21 protein-coding genes, 1 other RNA gene and 3 pseudogenes are annotated in these 21,746 nt (G+C 62.6%); 16 read left to right on the forward strand and 9 right to left on the reverse strand.

The features are described from left to right. The first annotated feature begins 19 nt into the window (after window positions 1–19). From pdxA to AC0L39_RS11815, 4 genes and pseudogenes are all read left to right on the forward strand, one after another. On the forward strand, window positions 20–1,030 hold the full coding sequence (gene pdxA / locus AC0L39_RS11800) for a 4-hydroxythreonine-4-phosphate dehydrogenase PdxA (protein WP_473258095.1): 1,011 nt from the start codon (window positions 20–22) through the stop codon (window positions 1,028–1,030). Continuing rightward, a pseudogene (rsmA, locus tag AC0L39_RS11805) lies at window positions 1,030–1,856 on the forward strand (16S rRNA (adenine(1518)-N(6)/adenine(1519)-N(6))-dimethyltransferase RsmA). The gene pdxA and the pseudogene rsmA overlap by 1 nt, the downstream one beginning before the upstream one ends. Before the next feature lie 68 nt (window positions 1,857–1,924). Beyond that, the gene (locus tag AC0L39_RS11810; RefSeq protein ID WP_473258097.1) at window positions 1,925–2,785 is read left to right on the forward strand and encodes an amidohydrolase family protein; all 861 of its coding nucleotides are present in this window, start codon (window positions 1,925–1,927) and stop codon (window positions 2,783–2,785) included. Next, window positions 2,746–3,336: an amidohydrolase family protein gene (locus AC0L39_RS11815; protein WP_473258099.1), complete on the forward strand. Its 591-nt coding sequence runs from the start codon at window positions 2,746–2,748 to the stop codon at window positions 3,334–3,336. Before AC0L39_RS11810 ends, AC0L39_RS11815 begins: the two co-directional genes overlap by 40 nt. A gap of 3 nt (window positions 3,337–3,339) precedes the next feature. Here the strand turns inward: AC0L39_RS11815 and AC0L39_RS11820 are convergent, their stop codons facing one another. Beyond that, a complete protein-coding gene (locus AC0L39_RS11820; RefSeq protein WP_473258101.1) occupies window positions 3,340–5,436 on the reverse strand; it encodes a malate synthase G in 2,097 nt (698 codons plus the stop codon). A 121-nt stretch (window positions 5,437–5,557) separates the two neighbouring features. Between AC0L39_RS11820 and AC0L39_RS11825 the strand changes: the two genes are divergently transcribed. Both AC0L39_RS11825 and AC0L39_RS11830 read left to right on the forward strand, forming a co-directional pair. Continuing rightward, window positions 5,558–6,763 (forward strand): hydrolase, encoded by a 1,206-nt coding sequence (locus tag AC0L39_RS11825; protein WP_473258103.1) that lies wholly within the window; start codon window positions 5,558–5,560, stop codon window positions 6,761–6,763. After that, a complete protein-coding gene (locus AC0L39_RS11830) occupies window positions 6,760–7,776 on the forward strand; it encodes an arginine N-succinyltransferase (RefSeq protein WP_473258105.1) in 1,017 nt (338 codons plus the stop codon). The genes AC0L39_RS11825 and AC0L39_RS11830 overlap by 4 nt, the downstream gene beginning before the upstream one ends. A 7-nt stretch (window positions 7,777–7,783) precedes the next feature. Here the strand turns inward: AC0L39_RS11830 and AC0L39_RS11835 are convergent, their stop codons facing one another. Next, a complete protein-coding gene (locus tag AC0L39_RS11835) occupies window positions 7,784–8,662 on the reverse strand; it encodes a class I SAM-dependent methyltransferase (protein WP_473258107.1) in 879 nt (292 codons plus the stop codon). A gap of 51 nt (window positions 8,663–8,713) precedes the next feature. Here AC0L39_RS11835 and AC0L39_RS11840 point away from each other — a divergent pair. Both AC0L39_RS11840 and AC0L39_RS11845 read left to right on the forward strand, forming a co-directional pair. Further along, a pseudogene (locus AC0L39_RS11840) lies at window positions 8,714–9,965 on the forward strand (N-succinylarginine dihydrolase). 120 nt (window positions 9,966–10,085) lie between these two features. Then, complete coding sequence (locus tag AC0L39_RS11845; protein ID WP_473258109.1) at window positions 10,086–10,328, forward strand: hypothetical protein; 243 nt, start codon at window positions 10,086–10,088, stop codon at window positions 10,326–10,328. 16 nt (window positions 10,329–10,344) lie between these two features. Here the strand turns inward: AC0L39_RS11845 and AC0L39_RS11850 are convergent, their stop codons facing one another. From AC0L39_RS11850 to mscL, 3 genes are all read right to left on the reverse strand, one after another. After that, window positions 10,345–10,743, reverse strand: a complete 399-nt coding sequence (locus tag AC0L39_RS11850; protein WP_473258112.1) for a BLUF domain-containing protein — start codon at window positions 10,741–10,743, stop codon at window positions 10,345–10,347. Window positions 10,744–10,908: 165 nt separating this feature from the next. Beyond that, window positions 10,909–11,248, reverse strand: a transfer-messenger RNA (tmRNA) gene (gene ssrA / locus AC0L39_RS11855). Between the two features lie 96 nt (window positions 11,249–11,344). Further along, window positions 11,345–11,779: a large conductance mechanosensitive channel protein MscL gene (gene mscL, locus AC0L39_RS11860; RefSeq protein ID WP_473258114.1), complete on the reverse strand. Its 435-nt coding sequence runs from the start codon at window positions 11,777–11,779 to the stop codon at window positions 11,345–11,347. Window positions 11,780–11,959: 180 nt separating this feature from the next. Here mscL and AC0L39_RS11865 point away from each other — a divergent pair. The 5 genes and pseudogenes from AC0L39_RS11865 (at window position 11,960) to AC0L39_RS11885 (ending at window position 15,526) form a co-directional block, all read left to right on the forward strand. Beyond that, a pseudogene (locus AC0L39_RS11865) lies at window positions 11,960–12,563 on the forward strand (LemA family protein). Between the two features lie 19 nt (window positions 12,564–12,582). Then, a complete protein-coding gene (locus tag AC0L39_RS11870; protein ID WP_473258117.1) occupies window positions 12,583–13,455 on the forward strand; it encodes a TPM domain-containing protein in 873 nt (290 codons plus the stop codon). Between the two features lie 3 nt (window positions 13,456–13,458). Next, window positions 13,459–14,133: a TPM domain-containing protein gene (locus AC0L39_RS11875; protein WP_473258119.1), complete on the forward strand. Its 675-nt coding sequence runs from the start codon at window positions 13,459–13,461 to the stop codon at window positions 14,131–14,133. Window positions 14,134–14,147: 14 nt separating this feature from the next. Then, complete coding sequence (locus AC0L39_RS11880) at window positions 14,148–14,735, forward strand: NUDIX hydrolase (protein ID WP_473258122.1); 588 nt, start codon at window positions 14,148–14,150, stop codon at window positions 14,733–14,735. Next, complete coding sequence (locus tag AC0L39_RS11885) at window positions 14,732–15,526, forward strand: SDR family oxidoreductase (protein WP_473258126.1); 795 nt, start codon at window positions 14,732–14,734, stop codon at window positions 15,524–15,526. Before AC0L39_RS11880 ends, AC0L39_RS11885 begins: the two co-directional genes overlap by 4 nt. A gap of 94 nt (window positions 15,527–15,620) precedes the next feature. On the opposite strand, the gene AC0L39_RS11890 is transcribed toward AC0L39_RS11885, so the two are convergent. Genes AC0L39_RS11890 through AC0L39_RS11900 form a run of 3 tightly spaced genes read right to left on the reverse strand, consistent with a single transcriptional unit; the run spans window position 15,621 to window position 16,130 of the window. Beyond that, window positions 15,621–15,833 (reverse strand): PspC domain-containing protein, encoded by a 213-nt coding sequence (locus AC0L39_RS11890; RefSeq protein WP_473258128.1) that lies wholly within the window; start codon window positions 15,831–15,833, stop codon window positions 15,621–15,623. Next, window positions 15,830–15,976 carry a hypothetical protein gene (locus tag AC0L39_RS11895; RefSeq protein WP_473258131.1) on the reverse strand — a complete coding sequence of 49 codons (147 nt, stop codon included), beginning with the start codon at window positions 15,974–15,976 and terminating at the stop codon, window positions 15,830–15,832. The genes AC0L39_RS11890 and AC0L39_RS11895 overlap by 4 nt, the downstream gene beginning before the upstream one ends. A gap of 43 nt (window positions 15,977–16,019) precedes the next feature. Then, window positions 16,020–16,130 carry an enoyl-CoA hydratase gene (locus AC0L39_RS11900; protein WP_473258133.1) on the reverse strand — a complete coding sequence of 37 codons (111 nt, stop codon included), beginning with the start codon at window positions 16,128–16,130 and terminating at the stop codon, window positions 16,020–16,022. Window positions 16,131–16,519: 389 nt separating this feature from the next. On the opposite strand from AC0L39_RS11900, the gene recF reads away from it, so the two are divergent. Further along, on the forward strand, window positions 16,520–17,608 hold the full coding sequence (gene recF, locus AC0L39_RS11905; RefSeq protein ID WP_473258135.1) for a DNA replication/repair protein RecF: 1,089 nt from the start codon (window positions 16,520–16,522) through the stop codon (window positions 17,606–17,608). A 7-nt stretch (window positions 17,609–17,615) separates the two neighbouring features. Here recF and AC0L39_RS11910 read toward each other — a convergent pair whose 3' ends face one another. After that, the gene (locus tag AC0L39_RS11910; protein ID WP_473258138.1) at window positions 17,616–18,374 is read right to left on the reverse strand and encodes an arylesterase; all 759 of its coding nucleotides are present in this window, start codon (window positions 18,372–18,374) and stop codon (window positions 17,616–17,618) included. Window positions 18,375–18,433: 59 nt separating this feature from the next. Between AC0L39_RS11910 and AC0L39_RS11915 the strand changes: the two genes are divergently transcribed. Together AC0L39_RS11915 and AC0L39_RS11920 are read left to right on the forward strand one after the other, a co-directional pair. After that, complete coding sequence (locus AC0L39_RS11915) at window positions 18,434–19,153, forward strand: ABC transporter ATP-binding protein (protein ID WP_473258141.1); 720 nt, start codon at window positions 18,434–18,436, stop codon at window positions 19,151–19,153. Further along, window positions 19,150–21,699 carry an ABC transporter permease gene (locus AC0L39_RS11920; RefSeq protein WP_473258145.1) on the forward strand — a complete coding sequence of 850 codons (2,550 nt, stop codon included), beginning with the start codon at window positions 19,150–19,152 and terminating at the stop codon, window positions 21,697–21,699. The genes AC0L39_RS11915 and AC0L39_RS11920 overlap by 4 nt, the downstream gene beginning before the upstream one ends. Window positions 21,700–21,746 lie beyond the last annotated feature (47 nt).

Here is a 21,746-nt window from a genome sequence, read left to right on the forward strand (position 1 = left end):
TACAACTGAGCCAGCGCGGGTGAGCGGCGTCCGTTTCCCACTGGCCGTATCGCTCGGCGATCCGGCGGGCATCGGACCTGAGATCATCTGCGCCAGTTATGCGCGGCTTCGCGGCGGGCGCAATGTGCACCCATTTTTTGTCGTCGGCGGGGTCGAAGTGCTGCGTGCCGCTGCCGAATCTGGCGGGATCGACTGCCCGATCATTCCGATCGCGCAGGCCGATGAAGCGGCCATGGCTTTCGCCGCCGGACTGCCGGTAATGGCTGGTCTCGACACGCACTACACGCCCGGCAAGCCGACCGCGCAAGGCGCGCAGTTGGCCCTGTCATCGCTGCAATGGGCGACACAGATCGCGCTGCGCAGCGAGGCAGCGGCGATGATCACCGCACCGGTTGCCAAGGCGCAGCTGATGGACATCGGCTTCGACTTTCCAGGCCAGACTGAATTCCTTGCCGAGGCGTGCGAATTGCCTGCGCGCGATGCCGTCATGATGCTTGCCGGGCCGTCGCTGAGGACTGTGCCGCTAACCGTGCATGTCGCGCTTGCCGAGGTGCCCTCGCTGCTTACCGCCGAGCTGATCACCCACAAGGCGCGGATCGTGGCGCAGGGACTGAAACGCGATTTCGGTCTCGCCCGCCCGCGCCTCGCCATCGCCGGTCTCAACCCGCATTCGGGCGAAGGCGGGCAATTCGGAGACGAAGAAGCGCGCGTGATCGAGCCGGCTATTGCCGCGCTCAAGGACGAAGGGTTCGACGTGATCGGTCCTGTGCCGGGCGACGCGCTATTCACGCCAATCATGCGCGGCGGCTATGACGCGGCCTTGTGCATGTATCACGATCAGGCGCTGATCCCGCTCAAGGCGCTCGAATTCGACGAGGGCGTGAACGTGACGCTTGGCCTGCCGATCATCCGCACCTCGCCCGACCACGGCACCGCTTTCGATATTGCCGGCAGGGGCAAGGCTGACCCGAGCGCGATGTGCGCCGCGATCCGGATGGCGGGCGAATGCGCTGCGGCGCGCGCCGGGTAATGGCGGACCTCCCCCCGATCCGGGAAACGATTGCGCGCCACGGCCTGTCCGCGTCGAAAGCGCTGGGCCAGAACTTCCTGCTCGACGAGCAATTGCTGGGCCGTCTCGCGGCCATACCCGGAGATCTCGATGGCAAGCCGGTGCTGGAGGTCGGCCCCGGCCCCGGCGGCCTCACCCGTGCCTTGCTCCGCGCCGGAGCGCGCGTGAGCGCAATCGAGATGGACCAGCGTTGCCTCCCCGCCCTCGCCGAACTGGAAGTGGCGTTTCCCGGCCAGCTCACCGTGATCCAGGGCAATGCGATGAAGCTCGACCACAGCGAGATCATGGGCGGCGAGCGGTTCGCGGTGCTTTCCAACCTGCCCTACAATGTCGGCACGGCTTTGTTTGTGCGCTGGCTGTCGGGAGAAGACTGGCCGCCCCAATGGACTTCGCTCACCCTGATGTTCCAGCGCGAAGTGGCCGAGCGCATCGTCGCCAAGCCCGGCACCGGCGCTTATGGACGGCTCGCAGTGCTGGCCAATTGGCGGGCGGAGGCGAATCTCGCGATGAAGGTGCACCGCAGCGCCTTCACCCCCCGCCCAAGGTGATGAGCGCGGTCGTGCATGTCGAACCGCGCAAAGCACCCGGTGGCGTGTCCGCGCGCATGCTCGAACGCCTCACCGAAGCCGCATTCGGGCAGCGCCGCAAGATGCTGCGGCAAAGCCTCAAGGGCGTGCCGGGCGCGCTCGATGCGCTGGGCACGGTCGGGATCGACGAAACGCGCCGCGCGGAGACGGTGAGCGTCGAGGAGTATGTCGCGCTGGCGCGCGCACTCGGCCAAAAATAGCATCCGCCCCCGAAATTGGCGCGTAGCTTGAAAGCCATCGTTCGAACACTAATGCCAAGGATGCCCAGATGATGCTTCTCAAACCTCTCACAGCTTTATCCGCACTCCTTATTTCCTCATTGGCCGCGGCGCAGAACGCTGATTTGGCGATCACCAATGTCAGCGTCATCGACGTTGAAAACGGCACTATCGAAGCCGAACGCACAGTGGTGATTGATGACGGAAAGATCAGCGTCATCATTCCAGCGGGAGGGCCGAGGCCCGAAACCACCGAAACAATCGACGGAGCAGGCAAGTACCTGATCCCCGGGCTGATCGACATGCACGTCCACTTGAACCGGGATTCGCTGCCGCTTTTCCTACGCTTCGGCGTAACCACCGTGCGCGACATGGGCACGCATTTTGCTGCTCTGGAGGCTGATTCGGGAGGTCAGCTGGCTATTCGAAACGAGATTGAGGCGGGCACACTGGAGGGCCCCGAACTCGTGCTCGCCCTGCGCATTCTCGACGGCAACATCCCGCGCAATCCGCGCTGGGCAATGCATTACGCCTCCATCGCGACACCGGAAGAAGCTCGCGCTCTTGTGCAGCAGGTTGCCGATGCGGGAGGGGATTTCATCAAGGTTTACACCGACCTTTCGCCAGAGGTGTTCGCGGCAATTGTCGACGAGAGCAAGCAGCGCGGTCTTGAATTTGCAGGACACGTCCCGGGCGAAGTCGGCCATGTCGCGGCGGCGCAGGCGGGTATTCGCACGGTACCGAGCATTTACGAGGGATATTCATCGACATTTCCTCTGAGGAAGAACGCTGGCGCGCCGAATTTGCAACCGAAGCTGCAAAGCTCACCCCGTCCGCAACCTACCGTTTCACAAACAGCAAGCTCACCGAAATGGCCGCGACACGCGATCCCGCAAAAGAGGCAGCGTTGATTGAGGTGCTGAAGGACAGTGATGTGGGCATTGTTCCGACGCTGGTTGTTCTCGATGATCCGCGCTGGCTTTATCCCTCGGCAATGCCCGATCCCTCTCTCACCGAAGAACTGTCATTCATCTACAAGAGCATCGTGACGCCGCAAGGCGACCCACGCGGGCCGTTTGACAGCGTGTCCGATGGCATGGCGGCGTATAAGCTCAGAATGGAGCTGGTTGGGCGCATGCATGCTGCAGGCGTGGCTATCCTGGCCGGAACCGATGCCTCCAATCCCTTCGTAGTGCCCGGTGTCTCGATGCACACAGAGCTTGCCAACCTCGTCCGTGCCGGGATGACGCCTGCAGAGGCCCTCCGCGCCGCGACGCTGGCAAATGCGCGCTATATCGATGCAGCTGACAGGATTGGCAGCATTGCGGAGGGCAAGGAAGCCGATTTGATCGTGCTCGAGGCAAACCCGCTCGAAGACATCACAGCGACCCGGCGGATTTCCGCGGTCATAGTCAATGGCAAGCGCTTCGTGCAGGAAGTCGAAGAGCCTGACAGAGAGTGAGGCTCACCCAGCCTTCGCCTTTTGCCGCCATTCGTGCAGCAGTGGCTCGGTATAGCCCGATGGCTGCTCGACACCCTTGAAGATCAGGTCTTTCGCGGCGCGGAATGCAGGGGCGTCCTCGTTGCCGATGAGCGGGGTGTAAGTCGGGTCGCCAGCGTTCTGCGCGTCGACCTTCGCCGCCATTCGGGTGAGCGATTCCATCACCTGTTCCTCGGTCACGACGCCGTGGTGGAGCCAGTTGGCGAGGTGCTGCGAGGAGATGCGCAAGGTCGCGCGGTCTTCCATAAGGCCGACATCGTTGATGTCGGGCACCTTGGAGCAGCCCACGCCTGCGTCGACCCAGCGCACCACATAGCCGAGCAGGCCTTGCGCGTTGTTGTCGAGCTCGTCGCGCAGCTCATCCACGGGCCAATTGGTGTTCTCAGCCAGAGGAATGGTGAGCAGCGCATCGAGGCCCGGCGCTTCGGGCAGCGACTTCTGGATCTCGAAAACGTTCTCCCGGTGATAATGCAGCGCGTGGAGCGTCGCGGCGGTTGGGGACGGAACCCAAGCAGTGTTGGCACCGGCGCGAAGATGACCGATCTTTTCCTCCATCATCTGACCCATGAGGTCGGGCGCGGCCCACATCCCCTTGCCGATCTGCGCTGTGCCCGACAGCCCGTGCTTCAGTCCTATGGCGACGTTGCGCGCTTCGTAAGCCAGCAGCCATGGGGCGCCCTTCATCGCGCCCTTGCGCATCATCGGTCCGGCGCGCATCGAGGTGTGGATCTCGTCGCCGGTGCGGTCGAGGAAGCCGGTGTTGATGAACACGATCCGGTCCTTCACAGCGTGGATGCATGCGGCAAGATTGGCGCTGGTGCGGCGTTCTTCGTCCATGACGCCGACCTTGATCGTGTGGCGCTTCAGGCCGAGCAGGTCTTCCACCGCATCGAACAGGTCGTTGGTAAAGGCGCATTCCTCGGGTCCGTGCATCTTGGGCTTCACGATATAGATGCTGCCGGTTTTCGAGTTGCCGTATCTGGCATGGCCCTCGACATCGAGCGCGCTGATCGTTGAGGTAAAGACCGCATCCATGATGCCCTCCGGAATCTCGCTACCATCGGGCAGGCGGATCGCGGGATTGGTCATCAGGTGGCCGACATTGCGCACGAACATCAGGCTGCGTCCGGGAAGCGAATGCGTGTCGCCGTTCCGGTCGGTGTAGTCCTTGTTGCGCGCCAGCTTGCGGGTCAGCGTGCGCCCGCCTTTCTCGAAACTTTCCTCAAGATCGCCGCGAATGATGCCGAACCAGTTGGTGTAGGCCAGCAGCTTGTCCTCGGCATCGACGGCTGCGACCGAATCCTCGCAATCGGCAATCGTGGTCAGGGCGGATTCGACGATGATGTCGGCTATGCCTGCCTTGTCGTCCTTGCCCACGGGTGTATCGCGATCGAACACGACTTCGATGTGGAGGCCGTTATTGACGAACAGCAGGCCTTTATCGGTCTTGCCGACATACTGGCTTTCGTCCTGCAACTTGCCGTCATTCTCATTTAAAAGGTCGGCCCAGCTCTGCTCCACCAGCGGTAGCGCGGAATCGAGGAATTCGCGTCCGCGCGCGATCACCGCACGCCCACGAGCCTTGTCATATCCGCCGGGCTTGGCAGGCGGCGCATCGAGCGCGTCAGTTCCGTAGAACGCGTCGTAAAGGCTACCCCAGCGCGCATTCGCCGCGTTAAGCAAGAACCGCGCATTGAGGATCGGGACCACCAGCTGCGGCCCTGCCGTTGTCGCAATCTCCGGATCGACATTCTGCGCGCCGATCCGGAAGTCGCCGGGCTCCGGCACGAGGTAGCCAATGCTTTCCAGAAACGCTCGATATTCGCCTGCATCATGCGGCTTGCCCCGGCGTTCTTCATGCCAATGGTCGATCTGCGCCTGCAAGTCTTCGCGCTTTTGTAGCAAAGCGCGGTTCTTCGGCACGAAATCAGCGAGCAGTGCGGCGAATCCCTGCCAGAACGCGGTCGGATCGCGGCCAAGCTGCGCGAGCACCTGCTTTTCGAGAAATTCGGCCAGCTTCCGGTCAATCGAAAGTCCGGCGCGATCTGTCTGTGTGGTCATTGCGGTCCTCATGGCTCCATCAAATGGGTCCTGGGGAGGAGGACGGGGGCGATATGACCAAATGCTCGGCAGATTGCAACGGCTTGGACTGGTCCCATTACCCGGCTAGGGGTGATTTCCAATGAAACCTGAAATTCTCTCTCAAATCGATGCAGCGGCAATGCTGGACAATGTGCAAAGCTGGTGCGCGATCAACACCGGCACCGGCAATCTCGGCGGGCTGAAACGGCAGGCCGGCGCCCTCGCCGATGCATTCAGCGACCTGCCCGGCGATGTGGAGCTGGTCGATCCCGCTCCTGTCACGGGAATCACCGCCGATGGCAGCGAGTTCGAGATTGCCAATGGTCAGCACCTGATCGTGCGCGTGCGGCCAACCGCCAATCGCCGCGTGCTGTTCACCGGCCACATGGACACCGTCTTTCCGCAGGATCACCCGTTCCAGCAGCAGACATGGCTCGAAGACGATGTGCTGAACGGCCCCGGCGTCGCCGACATGAAGGGCGGCATTGCGGTCATCCTCCATGCTCTCAAAGCGTTCGAGGCTTCCGGCAAGTCATCCGCGCTCGGCTATGACATCCTTATCAATTCGGACGAGGAAACCGGATCGCTCGCCAGCTCAGACCTGATCGCAGAGATGGCGCGCGGCAAGCTGGCGGCGCTTACCTATGAGCCTGCCGCCCTGCCCGATGGCACTCTCGCCCATGCCCGCGGGGGCACGGGCAATTACTCGATCACGCTTACGGGCAAGTCCGCACATGCTGGCCGCAACCCGGAAGATGGGCGCAATGCGCTGGTCGCCGCTGCCGACCTCATCCTGAAGCTGAAGGCGATGGAACGCGAGGACATCACCGTTAACCCTGCGAAACTCGAAGGCGGCGGCCCGAACAATGTCGTGCCTGACCACGCTGTGCTGCGCTTCAATATTCGCCCCAAATCCACGCAAGCGATGGAGAGTTTCGATAGCACTCTCAATACCTTGCTGCGTGACATGGAAAGCGCGCACGAAATCACCGCGCATCGGCATGGCGGGGTCACGCGCCCGCCCAAGCCGGTCGACGACAAGGCGCAGGCCTTGTTCGATCTCGTGAAGGAATGCGGCGCCGAGCTGGGCCAGGAAATCGGCTGGAAATCGACCGGCGGCGTGTGTGACGGCAACAATATAGCGGCCTGCGGCGTGCCCGTGGTCGATACGATGGGAGTGCGCGGCGGCTCGATCCATTCCTCCGACGAATTCCTGATCGTACCCAGTTTGGCAGAGCGCGCCGCGCTCTCCGCCCTCGTCATTTCGCGCCTCGCCGATGGCGCGCTCGCCGGAGACCTGAATTGACCTTTCGCCTGCGCGCCGCGCGCACTTCCGATCTTGAGCATCTCTACGAGATGGCAAAGCTGACAGGCGGCGGCTTCACCAACCTGCCGCCCGATCGCAATGCGCTTTCGGCCAAGCTCGAGCGAGCAGCAGAGGCGTTTGCCAACACCGAAGACACGCTGGTCGATGAGCAATTCGTGCTGGTGCTCGAAAATCTCGAGACGAAGAAAGTCGCAGGCACATGCCAGCTGATGACCAAGGTCGGGCAGCAATGGCCGTTTTATTCCTATCGGCTGAACACGCTGACACAATATTCGCAGGAGCTTGACCGCACTGTGCGCGCCGAACTGCTCAGCCTGACGACCGATATGGAAGGGTCGAGCGAAGTTGGCGGGCTGTTCCTTCACCCGAATGAACGTGCCGGCGGCCTCGGCCTGCTGCTCGCGCGCAGCCGCTATTTGTTCGTCGCGATGCACCGCAAGCGCTTTGCCGACCGTATCCTTGCAGAGCTGCGAGGGATTATCGACGAACGCGGCGGATCGCCGTTCTGGGACGGGGTTGCAGGCCGGTTCTTCGGCATGAGCTTTCAGGAAGCGGACTATTTCAACGCGATCAACGGCAATCAGTTCATCGCCGATCTGATGCCCAAACACCCGGTCTATGTCTCGATGCTCTCCGAAGACGCGCGCAGCGTCATCGGAGTGCCGCACCCCACGGGCCGCGCAGCGATGCGAATGCTCGAGAATGAAGGCTTCCGCTATGGAGGTTATGTCGACATTTTCGACGGCGGACCAAGCATGGTCGCGCAGACCGACGATGTGACCAGCGTCAAGAATTCCAGCGAAGCCACCGTCACCCATGTCGATCTGGATGAAGGCGAACGCGCAATCCTTGCCACCGACCGCCTTGACACGTTCCGCGCCTGCTATGGCGCGCGCAAGCTGGACGGTGACGGCGGAATAGCGATCGACGCCGTTGCCGCCGATGCTCTCGATGTGAGCGAAGGTGACACTGTCTGGAGCGTCGCGCGCTGAGCGCCGGTCAGCGCGGCTGCTTCTCGAGCGCAATCACCGCATAGCTGGTCGCGTATTCGCCCAGCACCGGCAGCGCCATCAGCGCATCGCCCACCAGTTTCTTCGCGCCTGATTGGCCGAAGCCCGATCGGTCGAGCCGGTCGATCCTGAAGCCCGCCTCCGCAGCCAGCCGCCGGAAGGCTGCAATGTCGAGGCCGTTGACAAAAGCTTGTTCGGCAAAGCTTTCCCACTGCGTCCACTTGTTCGGCTTTTTTCGGCCCTCTGGATCGAGATCCCAATGGCGCGGCATGAAAGCGGGATCGTCGTAGATTTTTGCGGCGGTGCGGAACATGGCTTTTTCGCCGAACAGGACATGCGCCCACGGGACGGGGATCAGCGCCTCCATATGCGGTCCCCACGGCCCCTTGAACGGAAACCATTCGATCAGCGCCCGCCCGCCGGGCCGCAGGACGCGCGCCCAATCCCTGAGGATCGCGCCGGGCTCCATGACGTGCTCCATGCAATCGAAGGCTGTGATCAGGTCCACGCTTTCATCAGGGACCGGCAGGCCGTTCACATCGCCTTCGATAAAGCGCAGGGTTTCTGCAAATTCAGACCGTTCCCGCAGGGTCGCGCGCGCCCGCCCAAGTGCCGCCGTGTCGATATCGACGCCCGTGACCGTGCGCGCCAGCCCTTTGGACGCGAACAGGAACGCAAGCTGTCCTGCCCCGCAGCCGAAATCCAGCACGTCCTTGCCCGCCAATTCATCATCGGAGAAATGCCGCCAGCTGCTCACCAGCGACTGATCGCGCCAATCAGCATAGGCATCCACCCTCGCCATACGCGCATCGGGCTCGCGCATCAGTCGCTTGCTGATCGCGGTGCAGGCCAGGGTGCGGATATCCATGGAACGGCTACATAGTTTACAGGATTTGCAAGGAGGTTAAGGCTGCACCCCATGTCTCTTATAGAAATCAATTTTGATGGCATTGTCGGGCCGAGCCACAATTATGCCGGTCTCAGCCTCGGCAATATCGCCAGCGCCAGTCACAAGGGCGATCCGTCCTATCCGCGCGCAGCAGCCTTGCAGGGCGTGGCAAAGATGCGCGGCAATCTCGCGCGGCTCGGCGTGCAGGGTTTCCTCCTGCCGCTGCCGCGCCCGAACACCGCGCTGGCCGAAGCGCTCGCCTATGACGGGACCGAGGCCCCTGCCCTGCGCGCCGCGCCGTGGTCGGCATCATCCATGTGGACCGCCAATGCGGCGACCGTCTCGCCCGCTCCGGACACCGGCGATGGCAAGTGCCACCTGACGCCCGCCAACCTCGTCACCATGCTCCACCGCGCGCAGGAATGGCCCGATACCAAGGCGATGCTCGAGGTTGTATTCGGCAATAGCGAACACTTCACCGTCCACGACATCGCCCCGATGACATTCGGCGATGAAGGCGCGGCCAATCACATGCGTTTGTGCGAAGGGCACGGCAGCGCCGGCGTCGAGGTGTTCGTATATGGCCGGCCCGGCGGCAAGTTCCCCGCACGCCAGCATGAGCAAGCCAGCCGCCTTGTCGCGCGCCGCCACGGCCTGGACCCTGCGAAATGCGTCTTTGTCGAACAGAATCCGGCGGCCATCGAAGCGGGCGCGTTTCACAACGACGTCGTCTCGGTCGCCAATGAACGCGTGCTTTTCAGCCATGCCGAGGCTTTCGCCGATCAGGAAGGCACCTACGAAGCGATCCGCGGCGCCTTCCCCGCGCTCGAAGTGGTCGAAGTGCCCAGCGATGCGGTAACCATCGAAGAGGCGATCCGCACCTACCTGTTCAACGCGCAATTGGTTACGCAGCCCGACGGCACGATGGCACTGATTGTGCCCGAAGAGTGCCGCGAGAGTGCGAGCGTGTGGGCTTATTGCGAGCGGATGATGGCGGGCAATGGCCCGATCAAGCACGTCATCCCGGTCGATGTGCGCCAGAGCATGGCCAATGGCGGCGGCCCTGCATGCCTGCGCCTGCGAGTCGTGTGCGATCCGGCCAATGTCGATCCGCGCTTCTTGCTCGACGAGGCCAAGGCGGAGCTTCTGGAACAGACAATCGGCGAGACTTATCCCGAACAGATCGATCCGGTACGATATTGGCAGCGAATCCCTCGCCAAAGCGGTCGTCGCCGCGCGCGGAGCACTGCTGGCCGCGCTCGATATCCCGGAGCTTGGTTAACGCGTTTGCAACCATTCGCCCGATGCGCTTAGAGTAAATCTCACGTTTACCAGCCATGCCAGCGCCGTGTCGGTGCTTGTGTTTCAACAGGTTAGCAACAGGCCAAGGGAAAGAGAGCGCATGCTGCGAAAGATCGGAAGTCTGTTTGTAATCAAGAACAGGTTCGAGGCCTTCGTGATCATCTATGCGCTGGCTCTGGGAGCAATGACGCGCGGCGTCGATTACCTCGAGCAATATCCCGGCGGCTGGGGCTGGGCCTTGTTTTTGGCAACCAGCGGCGCGGTTTTCCTAGCGGGAGCGAAAATCCTGGACTGCCTGAAGCTTGAACGGGAAGTGGCGGAGCTGCGAGAGGTCGCCGATTAGTCGGCGAACACGCTGCTCACTCGGCGGCGGATTTCTGGAGGCGGGCGAAGGGAGCTATCAATTCCTCGCTACTTGCCTCGTCTATTGCTCCCGCCTCCACTTCACCGGTCGACCAGAACAGCGACGGGGCTTCGTCATCGAGCATGGACCATGACGGAAACATGCGCTCCGAAGCAGGCTCATCAAGCAACAGCTTCACGTTTGCATGGCGATCATCGGCCTCAATACGCGCGAAGAGCCGGTCGATCCGGTCGGCGGGCCCCTCGATCAATTGCAGGTAGATGTCGTGCCGGCAGATAAGTGCGCCAGTTATGTCGTCGCGCTGATTGTTCCGCCGTGCCTGAGACAATATTCCTGCCAGCATCGCATGATCGAAGCCAAACGGCTGCGAGCGGTAAATCAATCGCTTTTCCAATTCTCGCCTCCACCCGGTGCTCCGGAAATTGATCTACGCCATCCGGAGCCTGCGGTATAGCGCAGACGGCAATCTCGGTGATAAACGCATCTGCTGCAGTCAGGCGTCGTCTCTTTTCGTCGATGCAGGAGTGGGGGTTTCTGTTGCTAGCTACCCCCGGAGCCCCGGAATCCGTTCTGTTGCCCGGTCGGTCCAACCGCGCTTAGCTTTGTAAATTCGGGCCGCTAGGCCCTAAAATTACGCAGCGATTGCGAGTGCGTCGTTATCGTTAGCACTTATGAGATTGAACAGTTTTACGGGTTACTCAGCCCGGGCAAAAACTACGCTTTTCAGTCCACGTCGATCCTAGTTCGGCCCCGTCAAAAACCTCTTTCAACAGAGGGTTATGGTGGAGCCGCCGGGTACTGCCCCCGGGTCCGTTGTACCTATTGCACGCAGCAATTTATCGCCATAGTCGGTTGCCCGACGCTCCCTATATAGCGTGAAATTGCTGAATATAAAGTGAGTGGGGGAAGTCTTTGTTTTCCGCTAGCCATCCGGCGCGCGATATCCTCGCGCCATCGGCGATGCGGGCGACAACGACATTACCCACGCACACCCGCTATTTCTTCAGCGCATCCCTGATCTCGGTCAGCAATTCCACTTCGCTCGGACCTTCGGGCTCGGCGGGCGCTTCTTCTTCCTTCTTCTCCATCTGCTCCATAACCTTCATCGTGTAGCGGACCAGCAGGAAGATGATGAAGGCGAGGATCAGGAAATTGATGATCGCCGAGATAAACGATCCCCATGCCAGCACATTCGCGCCCGCTTCTCGCGCAGCCTCAAGCGACATGCCTGCGTCGATGGCGTCCTCACCCGACAGGATGATGTATTTGTCCGAGAAATCGACATCGCCGAAAATCGCTCCGACAACCGGCATGATGACCTCGTCAGTCAATGATTTGACGATCGTTGCGAATGCTCCGCCGATTATGACGGCGACGGCGAGTTGCATGACATTGCCCTTGGCAATGAATTCCTTGAATTCCGAAAGCATGATGATCCCTTTGCGCAGCGAATGATCGCCCATGTTCTATGCAGCAAAGGCCGATCCTGCCAAATGAACCGCGCCGCGCCTGTGGACTTCTTGAAAGCGCCCGGCGGTGTGCTATATCGACAATACAGGCTTCAAGCGCGCGTCCATATCCGGCTCGCCGCACTTTTCTGGAGGATTTGCATGTTCTTAAAGACCGTCACTCGCGGCTTCATGGTGCTCGCGGCAACGCTCACGCTGGCAGCTTGCGGGATCAACTCCGTCCCCGCTGCCGAGGAAGAGGCTAAGGCCAAATGGGCCGATGTCGAGGCGCAGTTCCAGCGCCGCGCGAACCTCATCCCCAACCTTGCCGAAATCGTCCAGGGTGCTGCCGAGAACGAGCGCGCGATCCTCACCGAAGTGACCGAGGCCCGCGCCCGCGCCACCAGCATCAACGTCACTGCCGAGGATCTGAACGATCCGGCGAAAATGGAAAATTACGCCGCCGCGCAGGCGCAGATGAGCCAAGGCATCGTACCGCCTGCTCGCCAGTTTCGAGGCGTATCCCAACATCCAGTCAAACCAGAACTATCTGGCTTTCCAAAGCCAGTTCGAGGGCACAGAGAACCGCATCGCGGTCGCCGTGCGTGATTACAACGAAGCGGTTCGCAAATATAACACCACGATCCGCACCTTCCCCGACACCATCGGGGCGAATATCATCCACGGTGCGGAACCGCTCGTGCCCTACACGTCAACGACCGAAGGCGCAGAAATCGCACCGCAGCTCGACATGACGTCCAATTAAGCGCGCGGCTCCGGTCCTCGTGCTTCGACAATTCCTCCTGGTACTCGCGGCGGCGGGGGCGCTCCTTGCGTCCCCTCTTGCTGCGCAGCCTGCTTTTCCCGAGCTTACAGGCCGGGTTGTCGATAACGCCGACATAATCCCTGCCGATGTCGAGGCGCAGCTAAACGCGCGGCTCGAGGCGCTGGAGACGCAGTCGCAGCGCCAGCTTGTGATTGCGACCGTGCCCGACCTGCAGGGCTACGATATTTCCGATTACGGCTATCAACTGGGCCGCGAATGGGGGATCGGCGATGCGGAGCGCAATGACGGCGCGCTGCTGATTGTCGCCCCGAATGAGCGCAAGGTCCGGGTCGAGGTGGGTTATGGGTTCGAAGGCTATCTGACCGATGCGCTGTCCTCCCTCATCATCCAGAACCAGGTCCTGCCGCGCTTTCGCGATGGCGATTATCCCGGCGGCATCGTCGCAGGCACGGATGCGATCATCACGCAGCTAGAGCTGCCCCCTGACGAGGCGCAGCGCGTCGCGCAGGAGGCCAGCCAACAGCGCAGCAGCAGTTCGCGTGATGGCGGCTTTCCGATCGGCACGCTGATTTGGCTAGGCTTCATGTTCTTCTTCTTCGTCCTCCCGTTGCTGCGCGGACGCAGGCGGCGGCGCAAGTATCGCTCGAAGGGCAAAGGTCCGTGGGGCGACCGAGGGCGCGGGCGTGACTGGAAAGACACCGCCGGCGACATCATCCTGTGGGAGGTTGGCAGCGCCATCGCTCGCGGCGCCATGGGCGGCGGACGACGCGGTGGCGGCTTTGGCGGCGGATTTGGCGGCGGGGGCTTCGGAGGAGGCTTCGGCGGCGGCGGCGGATCGTTTGGAGGCGGCGGCGCTTCGGGGGGCTGGTAAGGCATGGCCTATCTGACAGAAGAACAGCACGAGATTGTCTCTAGTGCCGTGCGCGAGGCCGAGCTTACGACGTCCGGCGAAATCGTCACCGTCCTTGCCGACCGCAGCGATGGCTACACCGATGTGGCGCTGTGGTGGGCGATTGCAGCCAGCTTTACTGCGATGAGCCTGTTCGCCGCCTTGCCCCAGCCGTTCCTCGATTTCTGGGACACGCTCAGCGGCGGATGGGGCCGCGAATGGTCGATTGGCGAGCTTGCCAGCATGACCATCGCGCTCGGCCTGATCGCATTTGTCACCGTCATGCTGGTGCAGCTGTGGGAGCCGCTCAAATTTGCCCTCGTGCCCGGCCCGGTCAAGACGACGCGCGTACACGAACAGGCGATCAAGCATTTCAAGGTCGGCGCAGAGCGCCGCGCGCATGGCCGCACCGGGGTGCTGATCTACCTCTCGATGAGCGAACACCGCGCAGAAATCGTCGCTGACGAACCCATCGCGGAGAAGGTTTCTCCCGAAGTCTGGGGCGAGGCGATGGGCGACATGCTGGTGGAGATCAAGGCGGGCCGGATTGCAGAAGGCATGGCGGTCGGCGTGCGCGATGTCGGCTTTGTGCTGTCCCAGCATTTCCCGCGCGCCGAAGACGACGAGAATGAGCTTCCCGACCGCTTGATCGAAGTCTAAGCCTCACCGCGACCATGACTCGCGACTTCACCGACCTCACCAAAGACAAGGACGCCGATCAGCCGGAGCAGATCCGCTGGGAGGGCCGCTTCATCACCGCCAAAACGCGCGGTCGCTGGGAATATGCCGGGCGCGCGCGCAACATCCGCGCAGCCGCAATCATCGCACTGGACGAGGATGCGGACGGCACTCGTCACGTGATCCTCGTCAGCCAGTACCGCGTGCCGCTCTCGCGCTTCAGCCTCGAGATACCAGCCGGGCTCATAGGCGACGAGGACGGCGAGGAAGACGAGGACGCGGAGACTGCTGCCGCGCGCGAGCTGGAAGAGGAAACCGGCTACCGCGCCGATACCCTCGATGTGCTGGGCGAGTTTTACTCCTCTCCCGGCATGGTCTCTGAAAGTTTCACACTGCTGCGCGCCACTGGTCTGACCAAAGTCGGTGAAGGCGGCGGGCTGGAAGATGAAACCATCAACGTGCACCGTGTTGCCTTGCGCGACCTCGCGGGCTTCGTCGCCGATTGGCGCGCCGCCGGACACGCGGTGGATGTGCGCATCGGCATGTTGCTGACGCCGGAATATTTGGGAGAGGAATTACGATGACGACCACAAGACCTGGACGCTGCGAAGGCAAACTCGCGCTGGTTACGGGCGCGGCACAAGGGCTGGGCGCGGCCCATGCGACCTTGCTCGCCCGCGAAGGCGCGCGCGTGTTGTGCACCGATATCAACGGACAGGGTGCGGAAGACACCGCCGCGCGGATCAACTCCGAATGCGGCGCAGGCCACGCGCACGGTATCGCCCATGACGTGACCGACCCCGACCAATGGGAAGCCGCTGTCGATGCCGCGCGCGAGGAAATCGGCGGGCTCAACGTGCTGGTCAACAATGCCGGGATCGGCGTGCCGGGCAATATCGAGGAATGCGACTTCGACGATTGGAAGCGCTGCTTTTCGATCAACGTGGATTCGATCTTTCACGGCTGCCAGAAGGCGCTGCCGCTGATGCGCGAACACGCGCCGGGGTCGATCATCAACATCTCGAGCATCGCTGGACTGATCGCGAGCGACACGATGCCCGCCTACAATTCGTCCAAGGCTGCGGTTTGGATGCTGTCGAAGTCGATTGCGCTTCACTGCGCGAAGAAAAACATGCAGATCCGCTGCAATTCGGTGCACCCGACCTTTGTCGACACGCCGATCCTGGACGGCACGGCAAAGGCGCATTCGCTCGACAAGAATGTGCTGATGGACAAGCTCGCGCGGCAGATCCCGCTGCGCTTCGTCGGCGAGCCCAACGATATCGCCAATGCGGTGGTCTATCTCGCCAGCGACGAAAGCCGCTTCATGACGGGCGCGGAGATCAAGCTGGATGGCGGCATTTCGGCGATGTAAATAAAAAAGGGGCCAGATGGCCCCTCCCGGTTTTTCAGAATGTAGGTCGCGCAGCTTCCCTTGAAAACCGGGTCGGCTGTCAGTGGCTGCGCGATCAATCGGCGATAAGTGCGACTGCAAGGTAGATCGGAATGGTCAGGCCAACTCCGAGCAGGGTGGCAACGACAAGGCCGATGCGCCAGATGGTCGCGTCGATGTCGGTCAGATTGGCAAGGCCCGAGCAGACGCCGAACAGTTTGCCGTTCTGCTTGTCGAGGCGATAGCCGGTCTGCGGCGGACCGCCATTGCGGTGCGAAATATTGTTCATGCGAGTGCTCCCATCATGAAGGGGGTTGCTGGGCTGGCCGGGACGATGGCGGTTGCCATGATCACGACCGTGATTATCGTTGCGGCGAGACCTGCTGCGATGCGAGCGCCTGCCGTGCCGCCGAGGTCAAAGAACGAGTACATTTGTAGGATTTCCTTTCGTAAGTTGTGAGCGTTGTCCGATGCGTTAAGCGATACCGGGGCTTCCGGGGATGATCGCGTAAGCGAAGAAAGAGGCCGAAACGATCACCGAAAATGCGGCGGCGAAAAGGCGAACTCCGGTTTCGTTGGTAGGCATGGTGTGTTTCCTTTTGAAAGAGTGTGCGGCGATCAGGCCAACAGCGAAGGGCTGGCGGGGATGATTGCGTAAGCGAAAAATGCGGCCGAGATTACAACTGAGAAGGCAGCGGCTGCGAAGCGGTTGGAAAGATCGGTTACGAACATGATGTGGTCTCCTGTGTGAGTTGCGTTGTGTCTTCCGGGACGATCCCTTGGGACACCCAACACTCTGCAGGAGGTGTGCCAAACTCAGAAAACGGCAGAATTCCGCCATTTTCGCACCGCAGCAACCTGAACGCTAGGTTAACAAATCCCACACATTGGGAAATTTCCCCACCTGTTGGGATTGGTGATTTCGCGCGGTTGCGTGCTGGCCTTTGATGTTGACCATGCTACCGCTTTCGCCTCATGGCGCTGACCCGGATCACCCTCCAGAACTTTCGAAACCACGCCGCCAGCGAGCTGGTAGACACCGCGCATTTCAACCTGCTGGTCGGGGAGAACGGCGCGGGCAAGACCAATGTTCTGGAGGCGCTGTCGCTGCTCAGTCCCGGACGCGGACTGCGCCGCGCCAACCTTGCCGAACTTGCGCAAAGGAGCCATCCCGGTGCCGATCCGGGTGCGTTCGCCATCGGCGCGAGCCTCATCGAGCAGGGCCAGACCTCCGCGCGCATCGGCACCTATACAGAAGCCGATCGCCCCACCCGCCGTCTCGTCCGCATCAATGGCGCGGAGGCGAGCGCGAACGCCCTGTCCGAATGGCACGCCGTGTCGTGGCTTACGCCTGCGATGGACGGCCTGTTCACCGACAGCGCGGGCGCGCGGCGGCGCTTCGTCGACCGGATGACGCTGGCCGTGGAGCCAGGTCATGCCAAGAACGTTTCGGCGCTCGAGAACGCGCTGAGAGAGCGCAACAGGCTCCTGGAGACAGGCGGAGAGGCGCGCTGGCTCGATGCGGTCGAGGCGCAAGTGGCGCAGCACGGGGCGGTCGTCTCGCAAAACCGAGCGCAGCTTGTCACGCAACTGGCGGATGAGTTGAGCGCCCTTCCACCTGAACCCTTTGCTCGCCCGATCCTCACCTACCGCCCGGGCGGTCCGACCGATCCGGCAGAATTTCTTGCCGAGCTCGCCCGCGCCCGCCCGCGCGACAGGGCGGCAGGACGTGCACTCACCGGACCGCACCGCGACGAACTGGAGGTGATGATGGCATCGACGGGCGTGCCGGCGGCGTCATCCTCGACCGGCGAGCAGAAGGCGATGCTGATTGCAATCATACTGGCGCACGGCGTGATAGCGTCAACGGGCAGGCCCAGCGTCCTGCTGCTCGATGAAGTGGCCGCGCATCTCGATCCGGTCCGGCGCGCGGAATTGTTCCGGCGACTCGGTCAGGGCCAGGCACAGGTATGGATGACCGGGACCGAGCTTGCCCCCTTCGCCGACATTCAGCGCGACGCCGCGATCTGGCGCGTCAGCGGCGGCGAACTGGAACGGCTGTAAACGCCGCCTAGGCGGCCTCGTCCATATCCTCGGCTTCGGGAATAGCCGCCGCCACCTCGTCTACCGTCGATTCGACCAATTGCTCGATCCCTTCTTCGGTCGGGTGAATGCGATCCGACTGGAACAGCGATTGGTCTTCGTAGATGTCCTCGAGCCAGAACGGGATCAGCGCCGCGTCATACTCCTGAGCCAGCTCCCCATAAAGCGCATCGAAATCCGCCTGGTATTCCGGACCGTAATTGGGCGGCGCGCGCATACCCATCAGCAGGACGGGGATGCTGCGGCTTGAAAGCTCGTCGAGCATCGCGGCAAGGTTTGCCTTGGTTTCTGCCGGAGAGAGCCCGCGCAGGAGATCATTGCCGCCCAACTCGAGTATGAACAGGTCAGGTTTCTCCTGCTGCGCGTCGAGCGTGAATACGAGCCGCTGACGTCCCGCAGCGCTGGTGTCGCCCGACACCCCGGCATTGATCGCCGCGGCATTGATACCCCTTGACCGCAGCGCAGCTTCCAGCTTGGCAGGGTAGCTGTCCGACTGGTCGACGCCGTATCCGGCAAACAGGCTGTCTCCGAAGGCCAGAATCCTGACTTCGGGCCCCATTACCGGGATCGCTGGCAGGTCGCCATCGACGCGCGCTACACCCGATGCGGGAACCGCCGCGGCGTCTTCGGCGTTCTCGCTGCACCCGGCCAATGCCAATGGCATTGCCAGCGCCGCCAGCAATACGGCGGAATATGTCCTCATTTTCGACCAAGTGCGTTCGTGCATCTATCAGTCCCTCAGGTGGGTATCTTGTTGAGAGCCCTCCCCTATGCCATCTGGTGCCTGTGACCAATACTTCTTCTGGCGCGTCGCTCGCCATTTCCGCCCGCGACCTTACCCTCACCCTCGGCAGCAATGCTGCGCCGGTGGAAATCCTGCGCGGTATCGACCTGGATATCGCAAAGGGAGAGGTCGTCGCCCTGCTCGGTCCGTCGGGGTCGGGTAAAAGCTCGCTGATGGCGGTGCTGTCGGGTCTTGAACGCGCAACAGGAGGCAGCCTGCATGTCGCGGGCGCGGATTTTTCCGGCATGGACGAAGACGGGCTGGCGCAGGCGCGGCGCGGACGCATCGGCATCGTGCTGCAAGCCTTTCACCTGCTCCCCACCATGACCGCGACCGAGAACGTCGCGACACCGATGGAACTGGCAGGGGCCGAGGATGCGCAGCCGCGCGCCAAGGCGGAGCTCGAAGCTGTCGGGCTGGGACACCGGACGGACCACTACCCTACACAGCTTTCAGGCGGCGAACAGCAGCGCGTCGCCATCGCCCGCGCCATCGCGCCGCGCCCGGAACTGATCTTTGCCGATGAACCCACCGGCAATCTCGATGTCAGCACCGGCGAGGAAATCGTCAGACTGCTGTTCGAACGCCGCGCTGAAACGGGCGCCACTCTGCTCGTCATCACCCACGATGCGAGCCTCGCTGCCAAGTGCGAGCGCGTGCTTACCATGGCTGACGGGGTGATCGTGTCCGATACCCAGAACGCGAGGGCTGCCGCGGAATGAGCCTGGCAGGCGATCTTTCCTGGGCAGGTGCTTGGCGCATAGCCCGGCGCGATCTCAATGCGAGGTTTCGCGGGCTCAGGCTGCTGCTGGTGTGCATCTTCCTCGGCACCGGCGCGCTGGCGGCAATCGGCACGCTGACTGCGGCGATCGAGCGCGAGCTTGCAGCAAGTGGTCAGGTCCTGCTCGGCGGCGATCTCGAAGTCGAAGTGTGGCAGCGCGATCTTACGGCGGAAGAACAGGCGGCTTTGAGCGAATATGGCACGCTGTCGGGCGGCACTCGGTTGCAGGCGATGGCGACGGCAGGAAACGGCGATGACAGCCGCGCTGCGCCGGTCGAACTGAAAGCGGTTGATGATCGCTGGCCGCTTTACGGCACGCTCACCCTTGCCGATGGCCGCGAAACCGGCGCGCCGACCGGGACCGACGCTTACCTGGCGCGCGGGGCCATGGACCGGCTCGAAATCGAAGTGGGCGACCGCTTTACCGTCGGCACGGTTGAACTGACCGCCGCCGGAGTAATCGAGAACGAACCTGATCGGCTATCCGAAGGGTTTCAACTCGGCCCGACCGTACTGGTCGCCGAAGAAGTCCCGCTCAATGGCGGGCTGCTGCAGCCAGGATCGCTCTATCAGAGCAAGTACCGCGTCGCGCTCGACAACCTGGGACAAAGCCCTGAAGCCATCGAGGAGGAGCTATCACAGGCCTTCCCCAATGCCGGGTTCGATTTCCGCAGCCGAGACCGCGCTTCACCCGGCGCGGACCGTTTCGTGCGGCAGATGAGCGACTTCCTCACACTGGTAGGCCTCGCCGCGCTGGTGATCGCAGGCATCGGGATAGCAGGCGGCGTTTCGTCCTACCTCGATGCGCGCCGCACGAGCATTGCGACCTTCAAGGTTCTGGGCGCGTCCTCGCGCGATATTGTGCGCATCTACGCGCTCCAGATCGGAGTCGCTGCGCTGATCGGGAGCGCTGCCGGACTTGCGACAGGCGTGCTCATCACGCCGCTGCTCGGGTCCGCGCTCGAAGGATTGCTGCCGGTTGAAAGCGGGTTCGTGATCGAACCGGCGCCGCTATTGCTCGCCGGTGCATACGGCCTGCTGGTCGCGTTTGCGTTTGCCGCTGCGCCGCTGCTGCGCGCGCGGTCATTTCCGGCGATGGCGCTGATGCGTTCGCGCATCGTGCCGCTTACGCGCGACAAGCGGGCGCTGGTGGCGACCGCCATCGGTATCGCCGCCATCTGCGCGCTGGCACTGCTGACGACGGCGCAGCCGCTGCTGTCGGGCGGGTTTCTTATCGGCGCAGGCGGCGCGCTTATCGCGCTCGCAGGACTGGGCCTGCTGATCCAGTACATTGCGCGCAGGCTGCCGCGTCCCTCGAACCCCTTGCTGCGTTCGGCCCTGTCCAATATTCACCGCCCCGGCGCGCCCACCGGCTCGCTGGTTACCGCGCTCGGTTTCGGGCTTGCCGCGTTCGTGCTGCTCGCCGCGATCCAGTCCGCGATCGACGGCAATATCCAGAGCCGCGTTCCGCGCGAGGCCCCCGACTATTTCGTGCTCGACGTCCCGGTCCAGGGCGAGGAGCGCTTCAGGGAATTGATTACCAATCGCTATCCAGAGGCAGCAATCCGCACCGTCCCGACCATGCGCGGTTCCGTGCTCGCATATGGCCCGCAGGACGACATGGTCCGCGTCGCCGACCTCGAAGAACTGCCCGAAGGCGCTTGGGTGCTGCGCGGCGAGCGCGGCATCACCTATTCCGACACCGTGCCCGAGGGCAACCGCGTGACACGGGGCGAATGGTGGGACGCCGCGCATGAAGGCGAGCCGCTCGTTTCGATCGATGCCGACTTTGCCGAAGCGGTGGACCTCGAAATCGGCGATTATCTTACCATCGGCATTCTCGGGATCGAGCGCGATGCACGCATCGCAAATATCCGCGAGATCGACTGGGAGAACATGGGTTTCAATTTTACCATGGTATTCTCCCGCAACGCGATCTCCGATGCGCCGCACAACCTTTCGGCGACGATCGAGCTTCCCGATGCCGACGATGTGCTGGACCAGGGTTCGCTGCTGCGCGATCTCGTGCAGGAGTTTCCGTCAAGCTCGGTCGTCGAAGTCGGCGAAGTGCTGACCGAGGCGCGCACGATCCTGCAGCAAGTGAGCCTCGCCACGCTTGCCGCCGCTGCGGTTGCGGTGCTCGCGGGCCTGGCCGTGCTGATGGGAGCCATCGCCGCGGCCCGCGCTGCGCGGATGTACGACACCGTGGTCCTGCGCGTGCTCGGCGCGAGCAGGCGGCAGATCCTGATGATGCAGCTCGCCGAATACGGTCTAATCGCGCTGGCTCTCGCGGGCGTGGCGCTGGCGCTGGGATCGACGCTGGGCTGGGTCATCATAACGCAGCTGTTCGAATTCGACTGGCTGCCCAATTGGGGCGAGATTCTCGCCGTGCTCGGCCTCGGCCTGTTCATGGTCCTTGCCTTTGCACTGGGCGGATCGTTGCCGTTGCTCCGGGCGAAACCGGCGCAGGCCCTCAGGGAATTGTAGCGCACCAACGAAAAAGAGCGGAAGCTTTCGCCCCGCCCTTTTCCAAT

This window comes from Erythrobacter sp. K21-9 (assembly GCF_055808355.1).